Genomic DNA, 23,214 nt, shown 5'->3' with positions numbered 1-23,214 from the left:
TTTGGCACCGGGATGCCGGGGCACACGGCTCCTCGTGCTTCGGATGTGAGGCACGTCCACGAGGCCATGGGCCCGGCAGGACGTGTCTGTCGCGTCCGGTCGGCCGGGCCTCGCGACAGGACTTGTTACTGCTCGTGAGTTTGGTGACCCACATGATCTCTCCAGCAGGGACGACGCGCATCCACGACGCCGGCCCCGACACCTCGGAGGCGTTCCGACGGCTCGCCGCCGCCCCGCACGGACCCGAGAGGGAACGGCTCCTCCAGGAGATCGCCGCCGCCTGGCTGCCCATGGCCCACCGCATCGCCCGCGGCTACCGGGAGCGCGGCGAGTCACTCGACGACCTGGAACAGGTCGCCGCGCTCGGCCTCACCAAGGCGATCAACCGCTTCGACCCGTCCCTCTGCAAGGCGTTCGAGAGCTACGCCGTCCCCACGATCAAGGGCGAACTACGGCGCCACTTCCGCGACTTCATGTGGTCCGTGCACGTACCGCGCCGGGTGCAGGAGCTGCGCAACCAGGTGCGGCGCGCCCGCCAGGAACTCGCCCAGCAGCCCGGCGGCGAGGCCCCCACGGCGGCGCGGATCGCCGCCCACTGCGGGTTGACGGAGGAGGAGGTGCGCCAGGGGGAGGCAGCGCTCGGCAGCTTCGCCGCGCTCTCCCTCGACGCCCCTGCCCTCACCACCGGGGACGAGGGCGCCTCGCTCGGCGACCTGTTCGGGGAGCAGGAGGCGGCCTTCGACCTCGTCGCCGACCGGGAGGCGGTCAAGCCCTGTCTGCGCGGTCTGCCCACCCGGGAGCGCCGCATCCTCTACCTGCGGTTCTTCGAGGACATGACGCAGGCCAGAATCGCCGAGGAACTCGGCGTCTCCCAGATGCACGTCTCCCGCCTGATCACCCGCACCTGCGCCCGGCTGCGTCGCCAGGTGCTCGCGCAGGCCGCCTGAGGCCGCGCGCCGCCCGGCGGGGCGGGGAAGAGGGGGCCGAATTGCGGCAGGGGAGGCGCACTGGGCAGAATGCGCCAAGGGTCTGGAAGCGGCCTCACCTTCGGTGACGCGTTTTCAGGAAGAGCCCATGCCCCTTACCCAGTGGTGCCCGAGTCCCGAGCTGCTGGTGGTCCGCCTCGACGGGGCGCCCGACGAGCCCGGCCGGGTCGCGCGCGCCTGCGGCGACTTCCTGCGCTCCGCGCCCGGCGCGGAGCCGCCGCCCACCGTGCTCCTCCTCGTCCCCGGCCCGCCCGGCGCCGGCGTCCTGCGGTCCCTGCTCGCCGCCTGCCGCGCCGTGCGCGCGGGCGGCGGCGGGACCCGCCTGTTCGCGGGACGGCACGCCGAGCGGAGGGCGCTGCGGTGGCGGACCGGACACGAAGCCGCAACGGACCGCGCGGACGCCCGGGAGCGCCCCGGGGATCCCGGCGCGCCCGCCGACGCGGTCGCCCGCCATGCCGCCCTGCGGCGCGCCCACGGCATGATCGCCGCGCTGAGCGGGTGCACCCCGGGCGGGGCGCGGACCGTCCTGGCCCGCGCCGCGGCCGCGCTCGGGCTGCACCCCGCGGACCTCGGAGAACTGCTTGCCGCCGTGCACGCGCCCGCCGACGCGCTCGGCCCCCTCCTGCCGGTGCTCGACGCCGCAGCCGCCGCAGGCGCTCCGGAGTACGGTGCTGACGAGACATGAGGTCGACGAGCGGCGCGGCGCCCGCCGCGGGAGGGGACGGCACATGACGGGTGTGCAGGCATACGTGGCGGGCGAGGGTGACGGCGTACCGTGCCGGACACCCGGCACGGGCGACGGCGCGCCCGGGGCGGACGGCCTGACGCACCGGGCCGCCCGGCAGGCAAAGCCGGGGAGCGCGGCCGCCGACCCGCCCGAGCAGGGCGAGCGGCTGCACAAGGAGCTCGCCGAACTGCGTGCCGCCCTCGCGACCCAGCCCGTCATCGACCTGGCCGGGGGGATCGTGATGGCCGTGGCGGGCTGCACCCCGCGCGAGGCGTGGGAGGTGCTGGTCGACGTGTCCCAGCACACCAACGTGAAGCTGCGCGACGTCTGCGGACACCTCGTCGACGGGGTCGCAGGACCGCCGCCCCCGCCCCGGGAGCGTCTGGCACTCGGGGCGGCGCTGCGCAGGCTCGCCGAGCGCACCGCTGCCGTGGACTCGGCGGGACAGTAGTCGGCGGGCCGCAGGGGCCGTACGCGTACGGAGCCGGCTCAGCCGACCGCGCCCTCCCGCGCCCCCGCGGGGTCCGCCCCGCCCAGGTCGCCGCCGGTCGCAGCGCCGGGGCCGCCGGCCACCGTGCCGGGGCTGAGCGCCCGCCGCAGCAGCGCCCCGGCCACGACGGCGGGGCGCACCCCGCGCCGGGCGCCGTACGTGTACAGCGCTGCGACGCCCTCGGCCGGGCTCGTCCCGCCGTACTCGGCGAGCATGCCGGCCGCCGTGTCGATGGCCGCGCGCGCCGCCACCGCCGAGTGCACCTGGGTGAGGACGTCATGGGGACGCGGCCCGTCGGGCCGCCAGCGCACCAGCGCGGCGACCGCGGCACGGGACAGCGCCCGCACGAGCCCGAGTTCGCGCTCGGGCAGCGCCTCCGGGGCCGCCGTGAGCAGGCCGACACCGCCCACCGGGCGACCGGCCGCCTCCAACGGGAGCCCGTAAGCGCCGCGGAAGCCCGCCTCGTGCGCGGCGCGGGCAAACCCGGGCCAGCGCGGATCGTCCGCCGCCAGGCCGGGCGCGTCCGCCCGCAGACCGGTGCGCACGCACTCGGCGACGGGACCCTCGGCCGCCTGGGCGCGCAGCACGCGGGCCACCTCGGGTCCGTCGTCGCAGACCGCGAGCGGTCGCAGCCCGCCGCGGGCCGGGGCCAGCAGGACACCCGCGGCCTCCGCGCCCGTGAGGGCGACCGCCTGTCGGGCGAGCCGCTCAAGCAGCACCAGCGGGTCGACGTCGTCGGCGAGGGTGTCCGACACGCTGACGAAGGCGTCCGCCAGCTGCTGCTCCCGATCCATCCCGCCTCGCCGTCTCCCTGTGGCCGGGCTCGCCACCCCGCACCGGCCCGGCCGATCAATATACGGGGCGTGCGTCCCGCGCCGGGCTCTCAGTGCCCCAGTCCGTCCCGCTTCTCGACGACCGCGCGCGCGGCCTGCGTCACGGTCGTGCCCTGCGCGAAGGCGTGCGCGCGCAGCCGGGCGAGGGCCTCATCGGCCGGCACGCCCCAGCGGACCATGAGCATGCCCGTGGCGTGGTGCACCTCCTCGTGCTGCGTCTCCGCCTCACGGAGCCACTCCAGAGTGTCGAGACCGTCCGCTGCGCGGCGCCCGGCGGGGGACGAGGAGGACAGCAGGACCAGTGCGTCGGTGATGGCATCCGCGGCGGGGAAGGCGAGCGCCAGGTCATGCTCGGACAGCGGGCCCGGCCGCGACCTGTAGAGGTCGAGCGTGCCGATGGCCGCCGCCTCGCTGCCGAGGGGCAGGGTGAAGACGGCCCGCACGCCGAGCCGGACCGCGCAGTGCGCGAAGACCGGCCACCGGTGCGCGTCGGGTCCCTGGGCGAGGTCGGGCGCGAGGACCGGCGCGCACATCCGCAGCGCGGCGCCGCAGGGCCCGTCTCCGAGCGTGTACTGCGCCTCCGCGAGTCTCCCCGCGACCTCGTCGCTCGACCACCAGGTCGTCCGCGCGCCGCCGCCCGCGTCGAGGGAGACGGACGCGCCGGTGACGTCGAGCAGTTCGACGCAGGCCCGGCACAGGCGTGCGGGCAGCTCGGAGTCGGCCCCTGCCGCCGAGTCCTGCGGGCGCGGCGCACCGGGTCCGGAGGACCCGCAGGCCGCGGGTCCTGCGGACTCCCGAGGACTCTCGTCGCGGCGGCGGGGTGCCATCACATCCTCCGTACAGGGGTCGGAACTGCCATACTGCCCCACCCCGCGGCGCCCCGTCCCGCCGCCGTGGCCCCGCAGCGGGTGCGGCGCCTGCGGGCCGCGCCGTGCCCCAGGTCGGCGGACGGCCGGTGTGCCATGCTGAAGGCGGGGGGCACGCGCCGCTTCGCAGCGCTGAAGGGGCACGGCCCCGCCACCCGCCGCCGGACCGCCACGCGGCCGGGCACCCTCCGGATTGGACGACCGTGCACGGAAACCAGGGACGCCAGGGCAGCCGGGAAGGCCGGGGCAGCCGGGGAGACCACGGCGACCGCACCGGCCCCGCGGGCGAGGCGGCGGGCCCCCTGAACCCGGTGGACCCGCCGCATCCGGTCGATCCGGCGGACCCGGACGAGACGGCGGACCCGGTAGAGCCTGGGGGCCCGGAACTGGCGGAAGGCGCCGTCCCGGCGGCGTTCGGGGGCCCGGGAGCGCCGGCGGAGCCGCCTCTCGACCTCGTGGCACTCCTCCTCGGCGACGACACCCTCGGCGGCCTCCTCGAAGGACTCGCCGCCGGAGCCCGCGACCTCGCGCCCGCGGCCGAGGGCTGCGGGATCACCCTGGAGCGCGACGGCCGCTTCACGACGGTGGTCAGCGTGGGGCTGAGCGCCCCGCCGCTCGACGAGAAGCAGTACGGCCTGAACGACGGCCCCTGCCTCCAGGCCCTGCGCAGCGGCGAGGAGGTCCACGTGCCCGACATGCTCAAAGAGGAGCGCTGGGGCGAGTACCCGGCCTACGCCGCGGGCCTGGGCACCCGTGCGTCCCTGTCGCTGCCGATCGCCGCCCACACCGACACGGCGGGCGCCCTCAACCTCTACTCGCCCAAGCCCCAGGGCTTCCGCGACACCGACCTCGCGGCGCTGCGGGCCCTCGCCGCCCAGGCGACCGGCGCCATCGCCCTGGCGCAGCGCCTGTCGGCCGCCGAGCGGTACGCCGCCGACCTGGACGCCGCGATGAGGTCCCGCAGCGTCATCGACCAGGCCATCGGGGTGATCGTCGCCCAGCAGCGCTGCACCCCCGAGGCCGCGTTCGAGATCCTGCGCACCGCGTCCCAGCACCGCAACCGCAAGCTGCGGGACCTCTGCGCCGACCTGATCGGCAACATCAGCGGGCGCCCGCCGGCGCCCGGCGGCCTCGCCCCGCGGCCCTGAGCCGCGGCTGCGTCCGCCCGCCGCGGCCCGCGAACGCCGCTTCCCGCGCGCGTCCTCGTCCCGACGGGCACCCCGCGATGCTTTCATGGCCGTTCCCCGGGTAGCCGCGAGCTGAGGTGAGGTCATGGGCCACAGAGGTGCGTACGCCGTGGAACTGACGGCCTGGTGGGCGGTGCTCGTCGCGCTCTGGCTCACGCTGGTCGGCCGGGTCGACCGGATCGAGTGGGCCGTCGGCGTGCCGGCCGCGCTGCTCGGCGCCTTCGCCGCGTGCGGCGCGCGGCGCGCGGTGGCGCGGCGGTGAACGGCTGGCTGCTCGCCGCGGCCGTCGGCCTGGTGGGCGGGGTGGCCCCCGCGCTGTGGGGCGCGGCGACCGGGCCCGTACGCCGCAGGGTCGGCGCCCAGAACACCGCGACGCTGCTCGTCTGCCTGGTGCTGATGCTGCTCGCCCAGGGGTACGCGCGGCCGGGCGCCTACCTGGACGCCGCGCTGCTGCTCGCGCTCCTCGGCCCCGCGGGCACCCTCATCTACGCCCGGCTGTTCGCCGCAGAACTCGCGGACGACCCGCCGCGCGGCCGGATCACCGGCGCCGTCTCCGTGTTCGCCGCGGCCGCCGTCGTGACCGCGCTGTGCGCGGTGACCCCGCCCGGCCGGGCGACGGTGAAGACCGTGCTGATCGGCGCGCTGCTGGTGGCGGGCAACCTGGTCTCGGCCGCCGCGCTGCGCCACCCGCCGGGCGAAGCGGACCGCGCGGGCGGGAAAGAGCAGGTGCGCCATGACTGACACGGTGATCGTGGTGGCGCTGCTGCTGGTCGCCGCCGCCGCGACGGCCGCCGTCCTGGTCCGCGACCCCGCCAGGCAGGCGCTGGTCCTCTCGATGCTCGGCCTGTGCCTCGCCGTGGTCTTCCTGGTGCTCCAGGCCCCCGACGTCGCCCTCTCCCAGCTCGCGGTCGGATCCGCCCTGACCCCGCTGCTGTTGCTGCTGTCCGTGCGCAAGGTGCGCCACGGCGTGCGCCGCGCCCCCGCGCAGACCGGAGAGCCCCGAAAGACCGGGGAGCCCGGGGCGACGGGTGAGCCCGGCGAGGCCGGGAGCGACCGGGGTGGAGCTCCGTGAGCCGCGCGGCCAGGCTGCGGCTGCTCGCCCTCGGCGTGCTCGGCGTCGCCGCCCTGCTGGTCTGGGCGTACACCGGCCTGCCGCACTTCGGGCAGCCCCACCATCCCTACGGCGACCGCGCCGTGCACGCCGCCCTCGCCCGGCGCACCGCCAACGTCGTCTCCGCGGTCAACTTCGACCAGCGCGCCTTCGACACCATGGGCGAGGAGTCGATCCTCTTCGGCGCGGTCCTCGGCACCGTCGTCCTGCTGAGGCAGACCCGCGACGAGCGGGAAGCACCGCCCCGGCCCGCCCTGGTGCGCCCCGTGGTGCGCCGTTACGCACTGCGCCTGCTGCCCGTCACCCTGGTCGCCGGGCTCTACATCGTCGCCCATGGGCAGCTCAGCCCCGGCGGCGGCTTCCAGGGCGGCGTGGTGGCCGCCACCGGACTGCACCTGCTGTACATCGCCGTCGACTACCGCGCCCTGGAGAAGATCAGACCCCGGGGGCCCTACGAACTCGCGGACGCCGTGGGGGAGGGCGCCTACCTCGTGGTCGGCCTCGCCGGCTTCCTCGCCGCCGGGTCCTTCCTCGCCAACGCCCTGCCGTACGGCACCTTCAACAGCATCGCCTCCGGCGGGTCCGTGCCGCTGCTCAACGCCGCGGTCGGCATGGAGGTCGCCTCGGCGGTGGTCGTCCTCCTCGCCTGCTTCCTCGACCAGGCGATGGAGATCACCCAATGGCCCGACGTGCCCCGGGCGACCGGCTCGGTCCGCCGGGCGCCCGCGCCGGGGGACGACGGAAAGTGAGCGGCACCCCATGGCCCTGCTGCCCTACCTGATCGCCGCGTGGATCTTCCTCGTCGGTGTCTACGGCCTCGCCACCAGCAGGAACCTCATCCACGCCGTGGGCTGCCTGAGCGTGTGCCAGGCGTCCACCTATGTGCTGCTGCTCGCGGTCGGCTACCGGGACGGCGGCACCGCCCCCGTCTTCTCCGACCTGAAGCCCGGCAGCAGGCCGCTCGTCGACCCCGTCGTGCAGGCGCTGAGCCTCACCGACGTCGTCGTCGGCGCCACCCTCACCGCCCTGCTGCTCGCACTGGTCATCCAGATCGACAAGCGCGCCGGCACCGTCGACCCCGACCGCCTCTCCGAGCTGCGCGGATGAACGGACTCCTGCCGCTGCTCGTCGCCGTGCCGCTGCTCGGCGCCGCGCTGCTCGTCTCGCTGGGACGGCGGCTGCCGCGGCGAGCCGCCGAGCCCCTCGCCCTCGCCGTCGCCGCGGTGCCCGCCGCCCTCGCCGGGCTGCTGCTCGCGGGCTCGCGCGCCGGGGCGCCGCTGACCGAGTGGGTCGGCGGCTGGACCCCGGTGCGCGGCCACAGCGTCGGCATCGTGCTGCGCGGCGACCGCGCGGGCCTCGGGCTCACCGCCCTGGTCTCGCTGCTCGTCGTCGCCGTACTCGCCTACTCCTTGCGGTACTTCGCCGAGCCGCCCGGCCGGCACGCGGGCGCGTTCCCCGCGCTCGTCCTGCTGTTCCAGGCGGGGATGTGCGGGTTCGCGATCACCGGGGACCTGTTCAACGCGTTCGTGTTCTTCGAGCTGATGAGCGTGGTCGCGTACGCGCTGACCGGCTACCGCGTCGAGGAGGCGCGGGCCGTGCAGGGCGCGTTCACCTTCGGCGTGGTCAACTCGCTCGGCGCGTACGCCACCCTGACCGGCATCGTGCTGCTGTACGCCCGCACCGGCGAGCTCGGGATGCGGGCCGTGGGCGCCGTCCTCGACCGCCAGGGCCGCCCCGACGGGCTGGTGCTCGCCGCCTTCGTGCTCGTCCTGACCGGCTTCCTGGTGAAGGCCGCGGCCGTGCCGTTCCACTTCTGGCTGCCCGACGCCCACGCCGTCGCCCCGACCCCGGTCTGCATGCTGCTCTCCGGTGTGATGGTCGAGCTCGGCGCCTACGGAGTGTGGCGGGTGTACTGGACGGTCTTCTGCGGCCCCGGCGGGGTGCCGCACGACGACGCCAGGCGGGCCCTGGTGACGCTCGGCGTGCTCTCCGCGCTCGTCGGCGCCGTCATGTGCTGGCAGCAGCGGCACATCAAGCGGCTGCTCGCCTTCTCGACCGTGTCGCACACCGGCCTCTTCCTGATCGGCCTCGGGATCCTCACCCCGGCCTCCGGCACCGGCGTCGCGCTGTACGTGGTCGGGCACGCGGGCGCCAAGGCCGCGCTGTTCGCCTGCTCGGGCATCCTCCTCGACCGCTACGGCAGCGTCGACGAGCGCGAACTCCACGGCAGGGGGCGCGACATCCCGGTGGTGGCCGGCCTGTTCACCGCAGGCGGCCTCGCGCTCGCGGGCCTTCCGCCGTTCGGCACGGGGCTCGGCAAGGCGCTCACGGAGGAGGCGGCCGGGCCCTGGCTCACGGTCGTCCTGGTGACGGCCTCCGCCGTCACCGGCGGCGCTGTGCTGCGGGTCGCCGCCCGGGTCTTCGGCGGCTGGGGCGCGCCGCCCACCGGCGGGGAACCGTACGAGACCAGCGGCGAGGACGAGGAGCCCGAGTCCGCGGACGTCCTCGCCCGCGTCCCCGCCACCATGGGGGCCGTGCCCGCGGCACTGCTGCTCGGCTCGCTGCTCGCCGGGGTGCTCCCCGCGGCCGCGCGCGCCGCGGGCAGCGCCGTCGAGCGGGCCCAGCCGCACACCGGCGGCGCCGTGGCGGCCGGGTGGACACCGCCAGGGGTGCTCATCGGCCTGCTGTCCGCGGGGCTGGCCGCCGGGCTCGCCCTCTACGCCGTGTACGGGCTGGGCGAGCGCACCCCGGTGCGCGACGCGACCACCGCGCTGCGCCGCCTGCACTCGGGCCACGTCGGCGACTACGTCACCTGGATGCTTCTCGGGATGACCCTGCTCGGCGCCCTGGTGCTGCCGGGCGTGCTGCGCGGCGGCTGAGGCGCGGGCCCCCCGCCACCCACCTGACCTGCACGGCGGCCGTCCGGCGCGGATCCGGGGCCGCGTACCATGGCGGGCGTGGACATACGTCACGCCTCCTTCGGGGACCCGGACGCCGTACGGCTCAACGACCGCGTGCAGCGGGAGTACGCCGAGCGGTACGACGACGAAGGCGACCTCACGCCGCTCGACCCGGGCATGTTCGAGCCGCCCCGCGGCCTCTACCTGATCGCCTACGACGGCGCAGGCACCCCGGTCGCCACCGGCGGCTGGCGCGCCCAGGACACCGACGGATGCGGCTACCGGGACGGCGACGCCGAGATCAAGCGCATGTACGTCGTCCCCGAGGCACGCGGACGCGGCCTCTCCAGGACCCTGCTGGCCGCGCTCGAAAACGACGCGCGGGCCGCCGGCCGCACCCGGATGGTCCTGGAGACCGGCACCAAGCAGCCCGAGGCCGTCTCGCTGTACGAGTCGAGCGGCTACGAGCCCTGCGAGAAGTTCGGCTTCTACCGCTTCCACGAGGAGAGCCGCTGCTACGCCAAGCCGCTGGCCCGCCCGGCGGCGGCCCCCTCCGCGCGCCCGGCCGAGGCGGAGGACGCCCCGGTCGCCTGAGCGCGGGCCGCGCCGTCGCGCCCGCCGGGTGCGGCCTACTCGCCGCCGTATCCGCCGCCGGTGGCCGCGGTGCCCTGGGGCGGGTCGGGGACGTGCGTGGCGGCGGCCGACGGGCCGGTGCCTTCGTCGCCGCGGACCGTCGGCTCCGAGGGGTGTTCCTCCTGGCACTCGGCGTCGAAGAGGTTGCACGCAGGCTCCGCGGACGCGGGGCCTGCCGAGGCGGCGGGGGAGGTGCCGGACGGCGGCACGGCGGGGGCGGTCGGCGCGCTGCGGGGGCGCGGCGCCTTGGAGTCGGTGGTGCCTGAGCGGCCGTCGAGGGCCGTGTAGGTGGCGAACAGGACGGCGGCGACGGCGAGCGCGGAGCCGACGGTCAGACCGACGGAGCGTGCCGTGGGGGACGAAGCGGACATGGGGGGATCTTCCCGCAGCGGTGCGGCGGTGAGGCGCAGCGAGCGCCGTCCCGCACCCCTCGTGTCGCGAGGGGCCTTCGTTCGGGGGACCCCGCGAGGGCGGGCGGACGGCGGCGGTGACGGCCGCCCGCGCGCCCGCCGCCCGGCGGGCACGCGGACGGCCCGGAGGATCAGCCGGTCTGGTCGCTGTCCTTGAGGCTGCCCCAGCCGTGCCAGCGCTCGACCTCGATCCACGCGTTGTACCGGGTCCTGTCGCGGCGCGGGTACTCCTTGCCGGAGTAGTGGCGCGACAGCCGGTCGATGCCGGCGAGAGCGGTGTCCTCCGTGATGCCGGTGACCCGCCCGATGAGGCTGACGTGCGTGTACCAGTCGTCGCCCGCCAGCACGGTGAGGCTGACGCGCGGGTCGTCGCGCAGATGGCGCAGCCGCACCCGCCCCTCGTCCAGGTTGATCAGCACGCGGCCGTCGTCCTCCCACAGGTACCAGGTCGCGGTCGACACCGGCTGGCCGTCCGACCTGAGGGTGCTGATGACCGCGGGGTTCGGCTTCCGCAGCAGGCTCACGGCCGGCTCGGGGAGCGGGGGCTGGGACACGGTTTCTCCTTCTCGTCCTGGCGTGGTGTGGCGCCGCCTCCACGGCGTACCCGCGCGGGCGGCGGCGACACGGCCACCGTAGTGCGGGAAGCGTGCGCGGCCGTGCGCCGCCCCTGAGTCCGCGCGGGGACGCCCGTACGGGACGGCCCGGAGAAGCCCCCGACCCGTGGGCCGCCCCGGTTCGTCCCGGCGGCCGACGATCCCGTGCCATGGCGCCCCGACGATGGTGGACAACCGCATCCGACGAGAGAGGGACCGCCATGGACGCCCGCGGTGACACCGAAGGCACGTACCCCACTTGGCAGCCGGGCGCCGCCCGCGCGCTGCGCGCCGCGAAGCTGCTGACGGGGTGCTACCTCGCGGTGAGCGCGCTCACCCTGCTGGCCGTCGCCCTGCTGCGCCACGACAGCGCGGCGGTCGACGACGCCGTGTGGGCGCGCGGCACCGTGGTCCTCGTCAGCTCCCTGGTGACGTTCCTGTGCGCGGTACGGGCCGCGCGCGGCGAGCGCGGCGCGTACCGCAGGCTGCGGCTCCTCTCCGCCGTGATGGTCGTCGCGATCGTCGTGATCATCGCGCTGCCCGGCACCTTCCCGCTCTGGATGAAGATCGAGCAGGGCCTCTGCGGAGCCCTGCTGATCGGGGTGCTTCTCGCCTCGGGCGGCCGCCGGGTGCGCGCGTCGTTCGCGCCCCGCAGCTGAGAGCCCGCAGCCGGGGCCGCGCAGCCGGGACCCTCAGTTGAGGACGCGCGCTGCGGGGCGCCGAAGGGCGCGGCCGGTCAGTACCCGCCGCCCTCGGCGAGCAGGCAGGCCACCTCCTCCTCGTCCGTCTCCCGCAGCTCCTCGTCGAGCAGCAGCCAGCGGGTGACCCCGACGGACCGCAGGAACGCCAGGTCGTGGCCTGCGATCAGCAGCGCGCCCCGGTACGCGTCGAGCGCGGCGGTGAGCCGGCGGACGCTCGCCGCGTCCAGGTTGTTCGTCGGCTCGTCCAGCATCAGCAGCTGCGGCGCGGGCGCGGCGAGCACGGCCGCGGCGAGCGCAGCCCTGAAGCGCTCACCGCCCGAGAGCGTGCCGGCCTGCTGCTCGGCCCGCGCCCCCTTGAAGAGGAACCGGGCGAGCTGTGCCCTGATCTCGTTCTCCGGCACACCCGGGGCGGAGCGCGCCGCGTTCGCCGCGACGCTCAGGCCGTCGTCCAGCACGTCGAGCCGCTGCGGCAGGAACCGGACCGGTACATGCGCCCTGGCCTCGCCCGACAGCGGGGCCAGCTCGCCCGCGAGGGTGCGCAGCAGGGTCGTCTTGCCCGCGCCGTTGCGCCCGACGAGCGCCACCCGCTCCGGGCCGTGCACCGTGAGGGTGGCCTCACGCAGCCTGCCGTGCGCGAGCCGCAGCGCTTCGAGGGTGAGGACCGTACGGCCCGCGGGCACCGCGGTGCGCGGCAGGGAGACCCGGATCTCGGCGTCCTCGCGGATCGCCTCTGCCGCCTCGGCGCGCCGCTCGCGTGCCGCGTCGAGCCGGTCCTCGTGCAGCCCGCGCAGCTTGTCGCCCGACTCCTGCGCCGACCGCTTGCGCGCGCCCGCCACGATCCGCGGCGCGCGGCGCTGCGCGTCCAGCTTGCCGCTCTGCCGTCGCCGCTTCGCGACCTTGGTCTTCGCCTCCTCCAGTTCGCGCCGCTGCCGCTGCACGTCGGCCTCCGCGGCGCGCAGCGCGCGGCCGGCCGCCTCCTGCCCGGCGGCCAGCGCCTCCTGGTACGCGGACCAGCCGCCGCCGTACCAGGTGACGGAGCCCGAGCGCAGCTCGGCGATCCGGTCCACGCGCTCCAGCAGGTCGCGGTCGTGGCTGACGACGAGGAGGATGCCGCCGCGCCAGGTCTCCACCGCCTCGTACAGCCTGCGGCGCGCGAACAGGTCGAGGTTGTTGGTGGGTTCGTCGAGGAGCAGTACGTCGGGGCGGTCCAGCAGCAGCGCGGCGAGCCGCAGCAGGACCGTCTCACCGCCGGACATCTCCCCGACGGTGCGGTCGAGGCCGAGGCCGCCGAGGCCGAGCGAGCCCAGGACGGCGAGGGCGCGCTCCGCGACGTCCCAGTCGTCGCCGACCGCCTCGAAGTTCGCCTCGCTCGCGTCACCTGCCTCGATGGCGGCGACGGCCGCCCTGCGCCCGGCGATGCCGAGCGCCTCGTCGACCCGGAGTGCGGTGTCGAGCGTGATGTCCTGCGGCAGATGGGCCAGGCGGCCGCGGGCGAAGACCGAGCCGGCGGCGGGGCGCAGCCCGCCCGCGAACAGCCGCAGCAGGGTGGACTTGCCGCTGCCGTTGTCGCCGACGAGGCCGGTGCGGCCGTGGCCCACGGTGAGGGAGAGCCCGTCGAAGAGCGCGGTGCCGTCCGGCCACCGGAACGACAGGGCGGAACAGGTCAGGGAGGCGCCGGTGGCGCTGTGGTCGTGCATGGTTTCTCGCAGTCGGGAACGCGGTGGGCAGGGGGCTTCGTGTGCGAGCACCACGCGGCGACCGGGCCGGCGGAGAGCCGGCGGGGGGCGAGGGGGCCTGGATCGGGGAAGGAAACCCGGTCGTGGGAAGAGAGGGGACGGCTCCCGCACCGAGGTCGCGTTCCACACGGGCGTCACCGGCGGCACAGGTGCCTGCTCGGGCGTGACGGGCGTACGGCCGAAGGGGCCGTACCGCGTGGTGGTCGCGGACCTCAGATGCGCAATGTCCACCTCGATCGGAGACGACAGGGACACCGGCAAGGTAGCGCCCCCGGGCAGCGGAGGCAAAGCGGTTTGTGCCCGGGGGCGCGCGGCGGTCAGCCGCCGATGTGGTAGCTGTCGCCGTAGACCTTCCAGTCGAGCGGTGGGTCGAGGTCCAGGTTGCCCTGCTGGAGGAAGACCCGCTGCTCGGTGTCGACGCGGCTGGTGTCCTCGTGGGCCTCCTCCTGCTTCATGGCCCACACGCGGGCGTCGAGGAAGGCGTTGAGGTACGCCGTCTCGTCGCCGCCCTGCGACGGCGGCTTCGCCTGCCCGAGCGCCCGCTTGCGGATGCCCCCGAAGCTGGTGCCGCCGTCGCCGGGGCCGTGCATCACGATGGCGTCGTAGTAGATGAACTGGCCCAGCGTGCCGAGGCCGTCCGACTTCGCCTGGCCGACGGCGGGGTTGAAGTACACCCGGTCCCGCTCGTCGTTCTGGGCCGTCTGGAAGGCCGGGTCGGCCGCCGCCCGCTGCCAGGCCGAGGTGAAGGCGGAGCCGAGGCCGCTGTGCGAGTCGGTGCCGTTGACCTTCTTCAGCGCGGGCAGGAACGGCGCGAGGGGGTTGTCTGGCTCGCGGTCCGTGTAGAGCTGGACGAGCTCCAGCATGTCGCCGGTGCCCGAGCAGAACCCGATGATGCCCGCGGTGTAGCCGCGGCCGTCGCCGATGTCCTCGATGTACTGGTACTGGGCCTTCCAGTCCAGCGAGGAGTTCTCCGCGCTGGAGACGAGCTCCATCGCGATCTCCTTCTTCGCCGGGTCGTCGAGGCCGGCCGCCGCGGCGGGGGCCACGGCGCTGCGGGCGGCGGCTGCCGGTGCGGGGACGGCTCCCTGGGCGCCGGCGGCGGCGGGTACGGCGGCGAGCGCCAGGCCGAGCAGCGCGGTCGGCACCAGGCGCAGCGCGCTCTTGCGGGGGTTCATCGGGCCTCCAGTGGGGTGGTGGCGGTCTGTTAGGAAGCTTTCCTATCAGAGGTCGATGCCGCCGTACACCCTTGCGGCGGCGCGAAGTTGGGCGCGCCGGCGGGAGGGGAGCGGCGGCACGGCGGTCCGCCGGTCGGCCGCATGGCGGCGGTGCGCCGGTGGGGAACGTCTCGCCGCCGGGTTTGCGTACGAGACGGTCCGCGCGGTCCGCCAACGCACCCCCACGGGTGCGCAGGTGACGCCTGGTGGAACGTTCCTTTGCTTTTTCGTGATCTACGAGGACTCGAACACATGTCATGCTCATGCGCATGTCAAAGCGGCTGTCCCCGGGATCCGGGCGCCGTTCTGCCCAGCATGCCCCCCAGGGAGGACCTTCCATGCGCGCACCGCTCATATCCAAGCTGGCCATGGCAGTTGCCATCGCGACCGCGGCCACGGCGTCCGTCGCCGGTACCGCCTTCGCCGGGCCGGTCCAGAGCGGCTCGGCCCCGGCCGCCACCCCCGCGGCCCCGGCCGTCGTGGCCGCCGCGCGGTCGGCGGCGAGCGCTCACGCCGCCGCGACGGGCCTCGGCACGGGGACCAGACTCGTCGCCACCGACGTGATGGTCGACCCCGACGGCAAGCAGCACGTGCGCTTCTCGCAGACGTTCGACGGGGTGCCCGTCCTCGGCGGCGACATCGTTGTCCACCTGAGCGCGGCGTCGAAGTACCTGGGCGTGACCCGCGCCACGGCCGACAAGGTCTCCGTGCCCACCGTCAACGCCAAGCTGACGGCAGACCAGGCGAAGGCCACGGCGGCGGGCGCCGTCACGGGCGGCACCCCGGCCGGCTCGCGGCTGGTCGTGCGCCACGACGGCAGCACGTCGAAGCTCGCCTACGAGATCCAGGTGGCCGGCCCGAAGGGCGACATCGAGAAGGCCCGTACGGTCCTGGTCGACGCCGCTTCCGGCGCAATCCTCAGCGCCGCCCCCGTCACGGACGACTTCATCTCGCCCCAGGTCATGGCGAAGCTGCGCGCCCGGGGCGCGACCGCGGCCCCCACCACGGACGGCACCGCGCTGCCCGCGGCACCGCGGCTCGCCCCCGCGGCGGCCTTCCCCGCTCCGGCCGTCGGCTCAGGCGCCTCGCTGTTCTCCGGGACCGTCACCCTCAACACCACCCAGACGGCGGCGAACAAGTTCACCCTGGTGGACACCACGCGCGGCAAGAGCGAGGTCAGGGACGCCAAGCACTCGAGCAGCCTCGGCTCCTCGTCCTTCAACTCGGCCGCCGTGCTGAGCGACGCCGACGACAAGTGGGGCAACGGCTCCACGTCGGACAGCGTCACCGCCGCGGTCGACGCCCAGTACGGGCTCACCTCGACGTTCGACTTCTACAAGAAGACCTTCGACCGGCTCGGCACCGACGACGACGGCGTCGGCCCGCACGGCCTGGTCCACTTCGCCACCAACTACGGCAACGCGGCATGGGTGGACGAGTGCCACTGCATGATCTACGGCGACGGCGACGGCCAGACCTTCACCAAGCCGCTGGTGCAGCTCGACGTCACCGGCCACGAGCTCACCCACGGCGTGGTCTCGGCGACCGCGGGCCTAGAGACCCAGCTCGACCCGCAGACGGGCGCGCAGATCGGCGAGCCGGGCTCCCTCAACGAGTCGCTCGCCGACATCTTCGGCAGCGCCGACGAGTTCGCCACGGCCAACCCCAAGGACCCCGGCAACTACCTGATGGGCGAGCAGCTCGGCCTCGCCCAGGGCTTCCTGCGCCGCCTCGACCACCCGTCGCTCGACAAGCTCGAGGGCACGGTCGACTACTGGTCCGCGAACGCCCCGAAGACCGAGGTGCACGCGGGCTCCGGCGTCTCCTCCCACGCCTTCTACCTGCTGGCCGAGGGCAGCGGCGCCAAGACCATCAACGGGGTCTCGTACAACTCCGCGACCTTCGACGGCTCCACGGTCACCGGCATCGGCAGGGACAAGGCCATCAAGATCTTCTACCAGGCCCTGACCCGGTACATGGTCTCCACCACCGACTTCCACGACGCCCGTACGGCCACCCTCAAGGCCGCCGCCGACCTCTACGGCTCCGGCAGCACCGAGTACAGCACCGTCGACAAGGCGTGGGCGGCCGTGAACGTCACCGCCTCCAACTGACGCTCCCCGCGGGGGGCCGGCCGGCGCGCGCGACGCGTCCTGCCGGCCCCCGCGGCCGTCCGCGGCCCCGATCGGCCCGGCGCGCCATGTGGCCGACAATGGGGCCCGTAAGGTTGCGGTACAGCCGGACCCGGCGACGCGGCCGGCGGCACGAAGGGGGTCCCCTTGTCTGGAACGAGCCCGGAGCGGCGCCCCATGGGGGAACTCGAGGCCGCCGTCCTCGCGGTGCTCTGGGCCGCGGACACCCCGATGACCGCACGTCGCGTCCAGGACGCCCTGCCCATGCGGCTGGCGCGGACGACGGTCGCCACGCTCCTCGCCCGCCTCCACGACAAGGGCGCGGTGGTAAGGGAGCGCGCGGGCCGCGGCTACGCCTACGCCGCGGCCCAGGACAGGCAGGGGCTGACCGCCCGGCGCATGCACCACGAGCTGGACAAGGACGCCGACCGCGAGAGGGTACTGGCCCGCTTCGTCTCCCAGCTCGGCCCCGAGGACGAGCGCATCCTGCGGGGGCTGCTCGACGCCGACGCCGAGGCCCACACGGCACAGGACGGCGGCGGCCGGGGACCCGGCGGGGACGCGGAGCCCGGCAGCGCACGGACGCAGGCCGGCACGGGACCCGACGGCACCCGGCCGGACGGGACACCCGGTGCCCGGCACGGCGGGGCGCCCGGCGGTGCCGGTACGGGCGGCGGGACATGACCGTCCTGCTGGTCCTGCCGCTGCTCCTGCCGTGCGCCGCGCCCCTGCTCGCCCGCTACCTCGTCGGGCGGCTGCCGCCCCGCGCGGCGCTCCGGGCGCTCACCGCCGCGGGCCTCGCCCTCGGCGCGAGCACCGCCGCCGCGCTCGGCGGGCTCGCCCTCGCAGGGGCGCTGCGGCTGCCGCAGGTCGCCAGGCTCGGCAAGCTGGTCCACCCGATGGCAGGACCCGGCCCCGCGGGCGTCGCACTGCCGGCCGGTGCGGCCGCCTGCGCCGCGCTCGCGCTGGGTGCGTGCCTGCTCGCGCGCTCCCTGCTGCGCGGGGTGCGGACCCTGCGCGCCGCCCGCGCGGAGGCCAGGGGCGCACGCGCGCAGGACGGGCTGTGCGTGGTGGCGGACGACCGCGTCGACGCCTATGCCCTGCCGGGCGGCGGTCCCGGCCGGGTGGTCGTCACCGACGGCATGCTGCGCTGCCTGCGGGCCGACGAGCGCGCCGCGCTCGTCGCCCATGAGCGGGCGCATCTCGCGGGCCGCCACCACCTGTTCCTCGCCGCCGCCGCGCTCGCCGCCCACTGCCACCCCGGCCTGCGCGCCGTACGCGACGGCGTGGCGCTCGCCGTCGAGCGCGCGGCGGACGAGGCGGCCGCCGAGGCCACAGGCGACCGGCGGCTGACCGCACGGGCGATCGGCCGCGCGGCCCTCGCGGCCCATGCCGCGCCGGGCGGCCGCGTGGGCGTGCTGCCCTCGGCCACCGCGGGGGCGGTACCGCGGCGGGTCGCCGCGCTGCTCGAAGGGCCGAGGCCCCGAGGCGGGCGCCGCCCGGCCACCGCAGCGCTCTGCGCGCTGCTGCTCCTGTGCTCGGGCGCCTCCACGGCCGCGGCGCTCGGCGGCGCGGCCGGCCTGCACAGCGGCGTGGAGAGCGCGCAGGGCGGGACCGGCGGCCACCACCGCCCGGCGGGCTGAGCGCGGCACGCGCCGCGCGGCCCGCTCAGCCGATGCGCGGCGGCCCCTGCTCCACCCGGCGCAGCACGGGATCGAGCCTGTCGATCACCTCGTCCTGCACGCGCCGCTCGTCCCACCAGGTGGCGCCCGCCTCGGCGAGCGGCCCGAGCACGTCGCGGGCGCGCGCCGGATCCGCCGGGCTCGCCCCGCCCACCACGATGTCGAACGGCTCCGACTCCCTGCCGAGCGCGCCGCGCTGCTCGCGCAGGAACGCGGTCAGGTCGCGCACCTCGTCGACGGGCGGCGTGTGGCCGTGCCGCGCCGACTCGAACAGCGGGGCCGCGCCGTCCCAGCGGGCCGCCCGGCGCATCGGCCGCCGCCTGGGCCAGTAGCCCGCGATCAGAACCGGCGGCCTGGGCCGCTGCACCGGCGTGGGCAGCAGCTCGACGTCGTCGGCGTGGAAGTGGCGGCCGTGACGGGTGACCGGCTCGCCCGTCCAGTAGTCGGCCAGCAGACCGAGCCCCTCGTCGAGGCGCTCGGCGAGCACCACAGGATCGGTCGGCTCGCCGAAGCTCCCGTACTCGTCGTCGATGGGGCCGCCGAGACCCGCCCCGAAGACCACCCGGCCCCTGCTGAGCCGGTCCAGGGTGGCGACCTGCCGCGCCAGCTGCTCCGGGCGGCGGCGGGGCACCGGGGTGACGAGCGTCCCGAGCCGGATCCTGCTGGTCGCGAGTGCCGCGGCCGTCAGCAGCATCCACGGGTCGCCGAACACCCTGCGGTTGCGTTTGACATGGACGACGTGGTCCCAGACGAACAGCGCGTCCCAGCCCGCCTGCTCGGCGGTGACGGCCAGGGAGGCCACGGTCCTCGGGTCGGCGAAGTCGCCGAAGTTGGGGATGTTGACGGAGTAGCGCACGCGGAGATCCTCCGCCACGGCGCGCGGCGCGGCAAGGCGCGGTCCACCGTACGGCCGCGCGTGCGCCGTGCCCGAGGTGCCGCGGCGCGGCGCCCGCCCTACGCTGACGACGTCGCGGGGGGTGAGCTGGAGGTGCCCGCATGCCCCGCCCCATCTGGACCGGAGCCGTCTCGTTCGGTCTCGTGACCATCCCGATCCGGATCACCGGCGCGTCCGAGAGCCACGGCGTCAGCTTCCACCGGATCCACCTGGAGGACGGCGGGCGCGTCCGCAACCAGAAGCGCTGCGAGATCGACGACGAGATCGTCACGGACGACGACATCGGCAAGGGGTACGAGCTGGCCAAGGACCACATCGTGCCCGTCACCGACGAGGAACTCGACGCCGTCCCGCTGCCCACGGCGAAGACCGTCGAGATCCTGGCCTTCATGGACCGCGGCGCCATCGACCCGGTGCGCCTCGGCCAGAGCTTCTACCTGGAGGCCGCGGGCGACGCGGCGACGAAGCCGTACGTGCTGCTGCGGCGCGCCCTGGAGCGCGGCGGGCGGGTCGCCGTCACCAAGCTGGCGCTGCGCGGGCGGGAGCGCCTCGCGATCCTCGACATCCGCGACGACGCCCTGACCCTGCACACCATGCACTGGCCCGACGAGGTCCGCTCACCCGACGAACTGGCCCCGCGCCCCGTGGAGGTCTCCGAGGACGAGATCGCGCAGGCCATGTCGCTCGTCGACGGCATGACCACCGACGACCTCTCGGCCTTTCACGACGAGTACCGCTACGCCGTCGAGGAACTGCTCGCCGCGAAGGCCGAGGGCCGGGAGCCGGCGGCGGCCGAGGAGGGCGAGAGGCCCGGCACGGTGGTCGACCTGATGGCGGCGCTCGAACAGAGCGTGCGGAAGGCGCGCGCGTCGCGCGGCGACGAGGGGAACGGGGAGGGCGAGGGCGGCGCCACGGTCCACGAGATGGGCGGCCGCGGCCAGAAGAGCGCCTCGGGCGGTAAGCGCGCCTCCTCGACGAAGGCGGCGCGGGGCGGCGCGAAGAAGAAGACGGCGGCGAAGAGGACCGCCGCAGGGGACACCGCGGCCGGGGGGTCGGGTGCGCGGCGGGCGCCGGCGAAGCGGAGCGCTGCCCCTTCTGCGGGCGCGAAGAAGTCCGCGGCGAAGAGGACGACGAGCGCGCGAGGCGGCTCCGCCGAGGGGAAGACCGCGTCGGGGAAGCCCGCCGCGAAGAAGGGCGCGGGCGGGAGCGCGCCGACCGCGAAGAAGACCGCGCCGAAGAAGACGGCCGCGGAGAAGACCTCTGCGGAGAAGACGACGGGGAAGAAGACGGCCCAGCCGCGTCGCAAGGCATCCTGAAGCACTGCCCGTGTCACGGGCGACAAGCACCGCCCCTGACACGGGCGGCACGGCGGCGGATGACCCGCGCACGCGCAGGCCCCGACGCCCGGCGGGGCGGCCGGGCCCGCGCGTGCGGGTACTCCGAGGCTCAGCGGGCCGCGGGTTCCGGGGGGTCGGCGAGGCCCAGGTTGTCCCTGAGCGTGGTGCCGGTGTAGTCCGTGCGGTACACGCCGCGCTCCTGGAGCAGCGGGACGACCGTGTCGGCGAAGCCGTCGAGGCCGCCCGGGGTGATGTGCGGGACGAGGATGAAGCCGTCGCTCGCGTCGGCCTGCACGAAGGCGTCGATGGTCTCGGCGACCGTCGCGGGCGAGCCCACGAACGACTGGCGGCCCGTGGTCTCGATCACCAGCTCCCTGATGGAGAGGTGCCCGGCCTCCGCCTTCTCCCGCCACTCCTTCGCCACCGCGACCGGATCGCGGTGCATCCGCACACTGGCACGGCCCCGTGCGACGGTGTTCTCGCCGGGCGCGGGATCGATGTCGGGCAGCGGCCCCTCGGGGTCGTAGGCGGACAGGTCGCGGTTCCAGACGTGCTCCAGGTACGCGATCGCCGTGGCCCCGCTGACCTGCTGCCTGCGCACCTCGTGCGCCTTCTCGCGGGCCTCGGCGTCGGTGTCCCCGAGCACGAACGTGGCGGCGGGCAGAATCAGCAGCTCGTCCCCGCGCCTGCCGTACCGCGCGAGGCGGTCCTTCACGTCGGTGTAGAACGCCTGCCCCGCGTCGAGCGTGGCGTGCCTGCTGAAGATGGCGTCGGCGCTGGAGGCGGCGAACTCCCGGCCCTCGTCGGAGTCACCCGCCTGGAATATGACGGGACGGCCCTGCGGGCTGCGCGGCACGTTGAAGCGCCCGTGGATGTCGAACTCCTCGCCCCTGTGCTCGAACGCGCCGGCCCGCGCGTCCCGCAGGAACACGCCCGTGGCCGGGTCGGCGACGAGGTCGTCCCGCTGCCAGGAGTCGAAGAGTTCGTTCGCGGTGGCGAGGAACTCCTTGGCGCGCGCGTACCGCCGGTCCTGCGGCAGGAACCCGCCGCGCCGGAAGTTCTCCCCGGTGAACGCGTCCCACGACGTCACCACGTTCCACGCGGCGCGCCCGCCGGTGAGGTGGTCGAGGCTCGCGAACTGCCGTGCCACCTCGTACGGTTCGTTGAACGTCGAGTTGATCGTCCCGGTCAGGCCGAGGTGTTCGGTGACGGCGCCGAGCGCGGCGAGCACGGTGAACGTGTCCGGCCGCCCCACCACGTCCAGGTCGTAGATCTTCCCGCCCTGTTCGCGGAGCCGCAGCCCCTCGGCGAGGAACAGGAAGTCGAACTTCGCGCGCTCCGCGGTCCGCGCGAAGTGCTCGAACGACGCGAAGTCGATGTGGCTGCCCGCCTCCGGGTCGCTCCACACCGTCGTGTTGTTGACGCCGGGGAAGTGGGCCGCCAGATGGACCTGCTTGACGGGCCTGTCCGACGCGCTGCGGTGCTGGGTCATGACGCGGACACCTCTGCTGCCTCTGCGGTGGCGTAACGGTTGGCGGGGCGCGGGAGCCCCAGCAGGCCGCGCAGCGTGCCGGCCTCGTAGGAGCGGCGGAAGACACCGCGCCGCTGGAGCTCGGGCACCAGGCCCCTGACGATCGCGGGCAGGTCGTGGCCGTGCACCCCGGGGCGCAGCCGGAAACCCGTCAGCCCGGCGCGCCGCCGGTCGAGGAGGAGTTCTGCGAGCCCCTCGGGGGTGCCGGTGAACACCTCGGCGTCGCTGTCGTACGGCGCGCCCGCCAGGTCGTCCAGGCGCGCCCTGCGCTCCTTCGCGGCGGACCGCGAGGACCCGAGGAAGACCACCAGGTCGCCGAAGACGTGCAGCGGCTCGGCCGCGCGCCCCGCCGCGGCCTGCGCCTCCCGCACCTCGGCCACGATCGCGCGGGCCTCCCCGGTGCTGTGCGGGGTCACATAGCCGACGTCGGCGGCCTGACCGACCAGCGCGTACGGCACGCTGCTGTGCGCGAGCGCGGTCACCACGGGCTGGCCCTGCGGCGGCCGCGGTGTGATGGAGGGGCCCTTGACGCTGAAGTAGGGGCCTTCGAAGCCGATGTAGTGCAGCTTGTCGCGGTCCACGAAGCGGCCCGTCGCCGCGTCGCGTATCTCCGCGTCGTCCTCCCAGCTGTCCCACAGCCGCCGCGCCACCTCGACGTAGTCGCCCGCCTCCTGGAACAGCCCGCCCACGGCCCGCTGCCCCTCGGCCGTGCCGATCGTGTCCCGGCTCAGCCGGGGCAGCGTCCTGCGGCCGAAGTGGTCCGCCTCGTCCTGCCGTACCGACACCCGTATCCGCACCCCGGCGCGGCCGCGGGAGACGTGGTCGAGGGTGGCGACGGCCTTGGAGAGGTGGAACGGCTCCGTGTGGGTGACGACCGCGGTCGGCACGAGGCCGATGTGCCGGGTCAGCGGCGCGACCCGGGCGGCGACGAGCACCGCGTCGAGCCGTCCGCGCACCCGGTCGGTGCGGTCGTCGGGCGCGTCGAACCGGGACGACTGCGGCGCGAGGCCGTCCTCGAACGTCACGAAGTCCAGCAGCCCGCGCTCCGCCTCGGCGACGAGCCCGGCCCAGTGGCGGGCCTCGAACAGCTCGCCGGGCCGGGACGCGGGGTCGCGCCAGGCGGCAGGGTGCCAGCCGGCGTCGTCCAGCGCGACAGCGAGGCGCAGCGGGGTGCCCCCGGGGGGCGCGGTGGGGGACAGGGGATCGGGTGAGGGGGCCGGCATGGCGGGTTTCCTTCCGGTACGGGCTGG

24 protein-coding genes and 1 pseudogene are annotated in these 23,214 nt (G+C 75.5%); 16 read left to right on the top strand and 9 right to left on the bottom strand.

Annotated elements, in window-relative coordinates:
• Positions 1 to 152 precede the first annotated feature (152 nt).
• The 3 genes from AB0910_RS00330 (at position 153) to AB0910_RS00320 (ending at position 2,164) form a co-directional block, all read left to right on the top strand.
• Positions 153 to 947: a SigB/SigF/SigG family RNA polymerase sigma factor gene (locus AB0910_RS00330; protein WP_366742224.1), complete on the top strand. Its 795-nt coding sequence runs from the start codon at positions 153 to 155 to the stop codon at positions 945 to 947.
• 127 nt (positions 948 to 1,074) lie between these two features.
• Entirely contained in the window at positions 1,075 to 1,671 is a 597-nt protein-coding gene (locus tag AB0910_RS00325; RefSeq protein WP_366742223.1) for a hypothetical protein, read from the top strand.
• Positions 1,672 to 1,714: 43 nt separating this feature from the next.
• On the top strand, positions 1,715 to 2,164 hold the full coding sequence (locus AB0910_RS00320) for an ANTAR domain-containing protein (RefSeq protein ID WP_366742222.1): 450 nt from the start codon (positions 1,715 to 1,717) through the stop codon (positions 2,162 to 2,164).
• Between the two features lie 38 nt (positions 2,165 to 2,202).
• Here the strand turns inward: AB0910_RS00320 and AB0910_RS00315 are convergent, their stop codons facing one another.
• Together AB0910_RS00315 and AB0910_RS00310 are read right to left on the bottom strand one after the other, a co-directional pair.
• Positions 2,203 to 2,997 carry a GAF domain-containing protein gene (locus AB0910_RS00315; protein ID WP_366742221.1) on the bottom strand — a complete coding sequence of 265 codons (795 nt, stop codon included), beginning with the start codon at positions 2,995 to 2,997 and terminating at the stop codon, positions 2,203 to 2,205.
• Between the two features lie 89 nt (positions 2,998 to 3,086).
• On the bottom strand, positions 3,087 to 3,863 hold the full coding sequence (locus tag AB0910_RS00310; RefSeq protein ID WP_366742220.1) for a GAF and ANTAR domain-containing protein: 777 nt from the start codon (positions 3,861 to 3,863) through the stop codon (positions 3,087 to 3,089).
• 494 nt (positions 3,864 to 4,357) lie between these two features.
• Between AB0910_RS00310 and AB0910_RS00305 the strand changes: the two genes are divergently transcribed.
• From AB0910_RS00305 to AB0910_RS00270, 8 genes are all read left to right on the top strand, one after another.
• Positions 4,358 to 5,050 (top strand): GAF and ANTAR domain-containing protein, encoded by a 693-nt coding sequence (locus AB0910_RS00305; protein WP_366742219.1) that lies wholly within the window; start codon positions 4,358 to 4,360, stop codon positions 5,048 to 5,050.
• Between the two features lie 124 nt (positions 5,051 to 5,174).
• A complete protein-coding gene (locus AB0910_RS00300; protein ID WP_366742218.1) occupies positions 5,175 to 5,351 on the top strand; it encodes a hypothetical protein in 177 nt (58 codons plus the stop codon).
• The gene (locus tag AB0910_RS00295) at positions 5,348 to 5,830 is read left to right on the top strand and encodes a monovalent cation/H+ antiporter complex subunit F (protein ID WP_366742217.1); all 483 of its coding nucleotides are present in this window, start codon (positions 5,348 to 5,350) and stop codon (positions 5,828 to 5,830) included. Before AB0910_RS00300 ends, AB0910_RS00295 begins: the two co-directional genes overlap by 4 nt.
• A complete protein-coding gene (locus tag AB0910_RS00290; protein WP_366742216.1) occupies positions 5,823 to 6,161 on the top strand; it encodes a DUF4040 domain-containing protein in 339 nt (112 codons plus the stop codon). The genes AB0910_RS00295 and AB0910_RS00290 overlap by 8 nt, the downstream gene beginning before the upstream one ends.
• Complete coding sequence (locus AB0910_RS00285; RefSeq protein WP_366742215.1) at positions 6,158 to 6,949, top strand: MnhB domain-containing protein; 792 nt, start codon at positions 6,158 to 6,160, stop codon at positions 6,947 to 6,949. Before AB0910_RS00290 ends, AB0910_RS00285 begins: the two co-directional genes overlap by 4 nt.
• A gap of 10 nt (positions 6,950 to 6,959) precedes the next feature.
• Positions 6,960 to 7,307, top strand: a complete 348-nt coding sequence (locus AB0910_RS00280) for a sodium:proton antiporter (RefSeq protein ID WP_366742214.1) — start codon at positions 6,960 to 6,962, stop codon at positions 7,305 to 7,307.
• The gene (locus AB0910_RS00275; RefSeq protein ID WP_366742213.1) at positions 7,304 to 9,079 is read left to right on the top strand and encodes a complex I subunit 5 family protein; all 1,776 of its coding nucleotides are present in this window, start codon (positions 7,304 to 7,306) and stop codon (positions 9,077 to 9,079) included. The genes AB0910_RS00280 and AB0910_RS00275 overlap by 4 nt, the downstream gene beginning before the upstream one ends.
• A 69-nt stretch (positions 9,080 to 9,148) precedes the next feature.
• On the top strand, positions 9,149 to 9,694 hold the full coding sequence (locus tag AB0910_RS00270) for a GNAT family N-acetyltransferase (RefSeq protein WP_366742212.1): 546 nt from the start codon (positions 9,149 to 9,151) through the stop codon (positions 9,692 to 9,694).
• Positions 9,695 to 9,729: 35 nt separating this feature from the next.
• Here the strand turns inward: AB0910_RS00270 and AB0910_RS00265 are convergent, their stop codons facing one another.
• Together AB0910_RS00265 and AB0910_RS00260 are read right to left on the bottom strand one after the other, a co-directional pair.
• Complete coding sequence (locus AB0910_RS00265; RefSeq protein WP_366742211.1) at positions 9,730 to 10,104, bottom strand: hypothetical protein; 375 nt, start codon at positions 10,102 to 10,104, stop codon at positions 9,730 to 9,732.
• Between the two features lie 170 nt (positions 10,105 to 10,274).
• Positions 10,275 to 10,697, bottom strand: coding sequence for a PPOX class F420-dependent oxidoreductase (locus AB0910_RS00260; RefSeq protein ID WP_366742210.1), 423 nt, complete (start codon positions 10,695 to 10,697; stop codon positions 10,275 to 10,277).
• 260 nt (positions 10,698 to 10,957) lie between these two features.
• Here AB0910_RS00260 and AB0910_RS00255 point away from each other — a divergent pair, with 260 nt between their 5' ends.
• A complete protein-coding gene (locus tag AB0910_RS00255) occupies positions 10,958 to 11,395 on the top strand; it encodes a hypothetical protein (RefSeq protein ID WP_366742209.1) in 438 nt (145 codons plus the stop codon).
• Between the two features lie 77 nt (positions 11,396 to 11,472).
• On the opposite strand, the gene AB0910_RS00250 is transcribed toward AB0910_RS00255, so the two are convergent.
• Both AB0910_RS00250 and AB0910_RS00245 read right to left on the bottom strand, forming a co-directional pair.
• Positions 11,473 to 13,134: an ATP-binding cassette domain-containing protein gene (locus tag AB0910_RS00250; protein WP_366742208.1), complete on the bottom strand. Its 1,662-nt coding sequence runs from the start codon at positions 13,132 to 13,134 to the stop codon at positions 11,473 to 11,475.
• 356 nt (positions 13,135 to 13,490) lie between these two features.
• On the bottom strand, positions 13,491 to 14,348 hold the full coding sequence (locus AB0910_RS00245) for a chitosanase (RefSeq protein ID WP_366742207.1): 858 nt from the start codon (positions 14,346 to 14,348) through the stop codon (positions 13,491 to 13,493).
• 377 nt (positions 14,349 to 14,725) lie between these two features.
• Here AB0910_RS00245 and AB0910_RS00240 point away from each other — a divergent pair, with 377 nt between their 5' ends.
• The 3 genes and pseudogenes from AB0910_RS00240 to AB0910_RS00230 all read left to right on the top strand — a co-directional run bounded on the left by AB0910_RS00240 (position 14,726) and on the right by AB0910_RS00230 (position 18,162).
• Positions 14,726 to 16,501, top strand: a complete 1,776-nt coding sequence (locus AB0910_RS00240) for a M4 family metallopeptidase (protein ID WP_366742206.1) — start codon at positions 14,726 to 14,728, stop codon at positions 16,499 to 16,501.
• 195 nt (positions 16,502 to 16,696) lie between these two features.
• Positions 16,697 to 17,029, top strand: a pseudogene (locus AB0910_RS00235) (BlaI/MecI/CopY family transcriptional regulator); the annotation flags it as partial.
• A gap of 170 nt (positions 17,030 to 17,199) precedes the next feature.
• Entirely contained in the window at positions 17,200 to 18,162 is a 963-nt protein-coding gene (locus AB0910_RS00230) for a M48 family metalloprotease (protein WP_366742205.1), read from the top strand.
• A 25-nt stretch (positions 18,163 to 18,187) separates the two neighbouring features.
• On the opposite strand, the gene AB0910_RS00225 is transcribed toward AB0910_RS00230, so the two are convergent.
• Positions 18,188 to 19,057 carry an LLM class flavin-dependent oxidoreductase gene (locus tag AB0910_RS00225; protein WP_366742204.1) on the bottom strand — a complete coding sequence of 290 codons (870 nt, stop codon included), beginning with the start codon at positions 19,055 to 19,057 and terminating at the stop codon, positions 18,188 to 18,190.
• A gap of 140 nt (positions 19,058 to 19,197) precedes the next feature.
• Here AB0910_RS00225 and AB0910_RS00220 point away from each other — a divergent pair, with 140 nt between their 5' ends.
• Complete coding sequence (locus AB0910_RS00220; protein WP_366742203.1) at positions 19,198 to 20,412, top strand: Ku protein; 1,215 nt, start codon at positions 19,198 to 19,200, stop codon at positions 20,410 to 20,412.
• A gap of 130 nt (positions 20,413 to 20,542) precedes the next feature.
• Here AB0910_RS00220 and AB0910_RS00215 read toward each other — a convergent pair whose 3' ends face one another.
• On the bottom strand, positions 20,543 to 21,925 hold the full coding sequence (locus AB0910_RS00215) for an NtaA/DmoA family FMN-dependent monooxygenase (protein WP_366742202.1): 1,383 nt from the start codon (positions 21,923 to 21,925) through the stop codon (positions 20,543 to 20,545).
• The gene (locus AB0910_RS00210) at positions 21,922 to 23,187 is read right to left on the bottom strand and encodes an LLM class flavin-dependent oxidoreductase (RefSeq protein ID WP_366742201.1); all 1,266 of its coding nucleotides are present in this window, start codon (positions 23,185 to 23,187) and stop codon (positions 21,922 to 21,924) included. Before AB0910_RS00210 ends, AB0910_RS00215 begins: the two co-directional genes overlap by 4 nt.
• Positions 23,188 to 23,214: the final 27 nt, after the last annotated feature.

The sequence above is a fragment of the Streptomyces sp. NPDC047002 genome (genome assembly GCF_040704505.1).
Classification (GTDB): Bacteria; Actinomycetota; Actinomycetes; order Streptomycetales; family Streptomycetaceae; genus Streptomyces.
The sequence above is the reverse complement of the archived record's forward strand: the minus strand, read 5'-3'. Positions and strand labels throughout refer to the sequence as shown.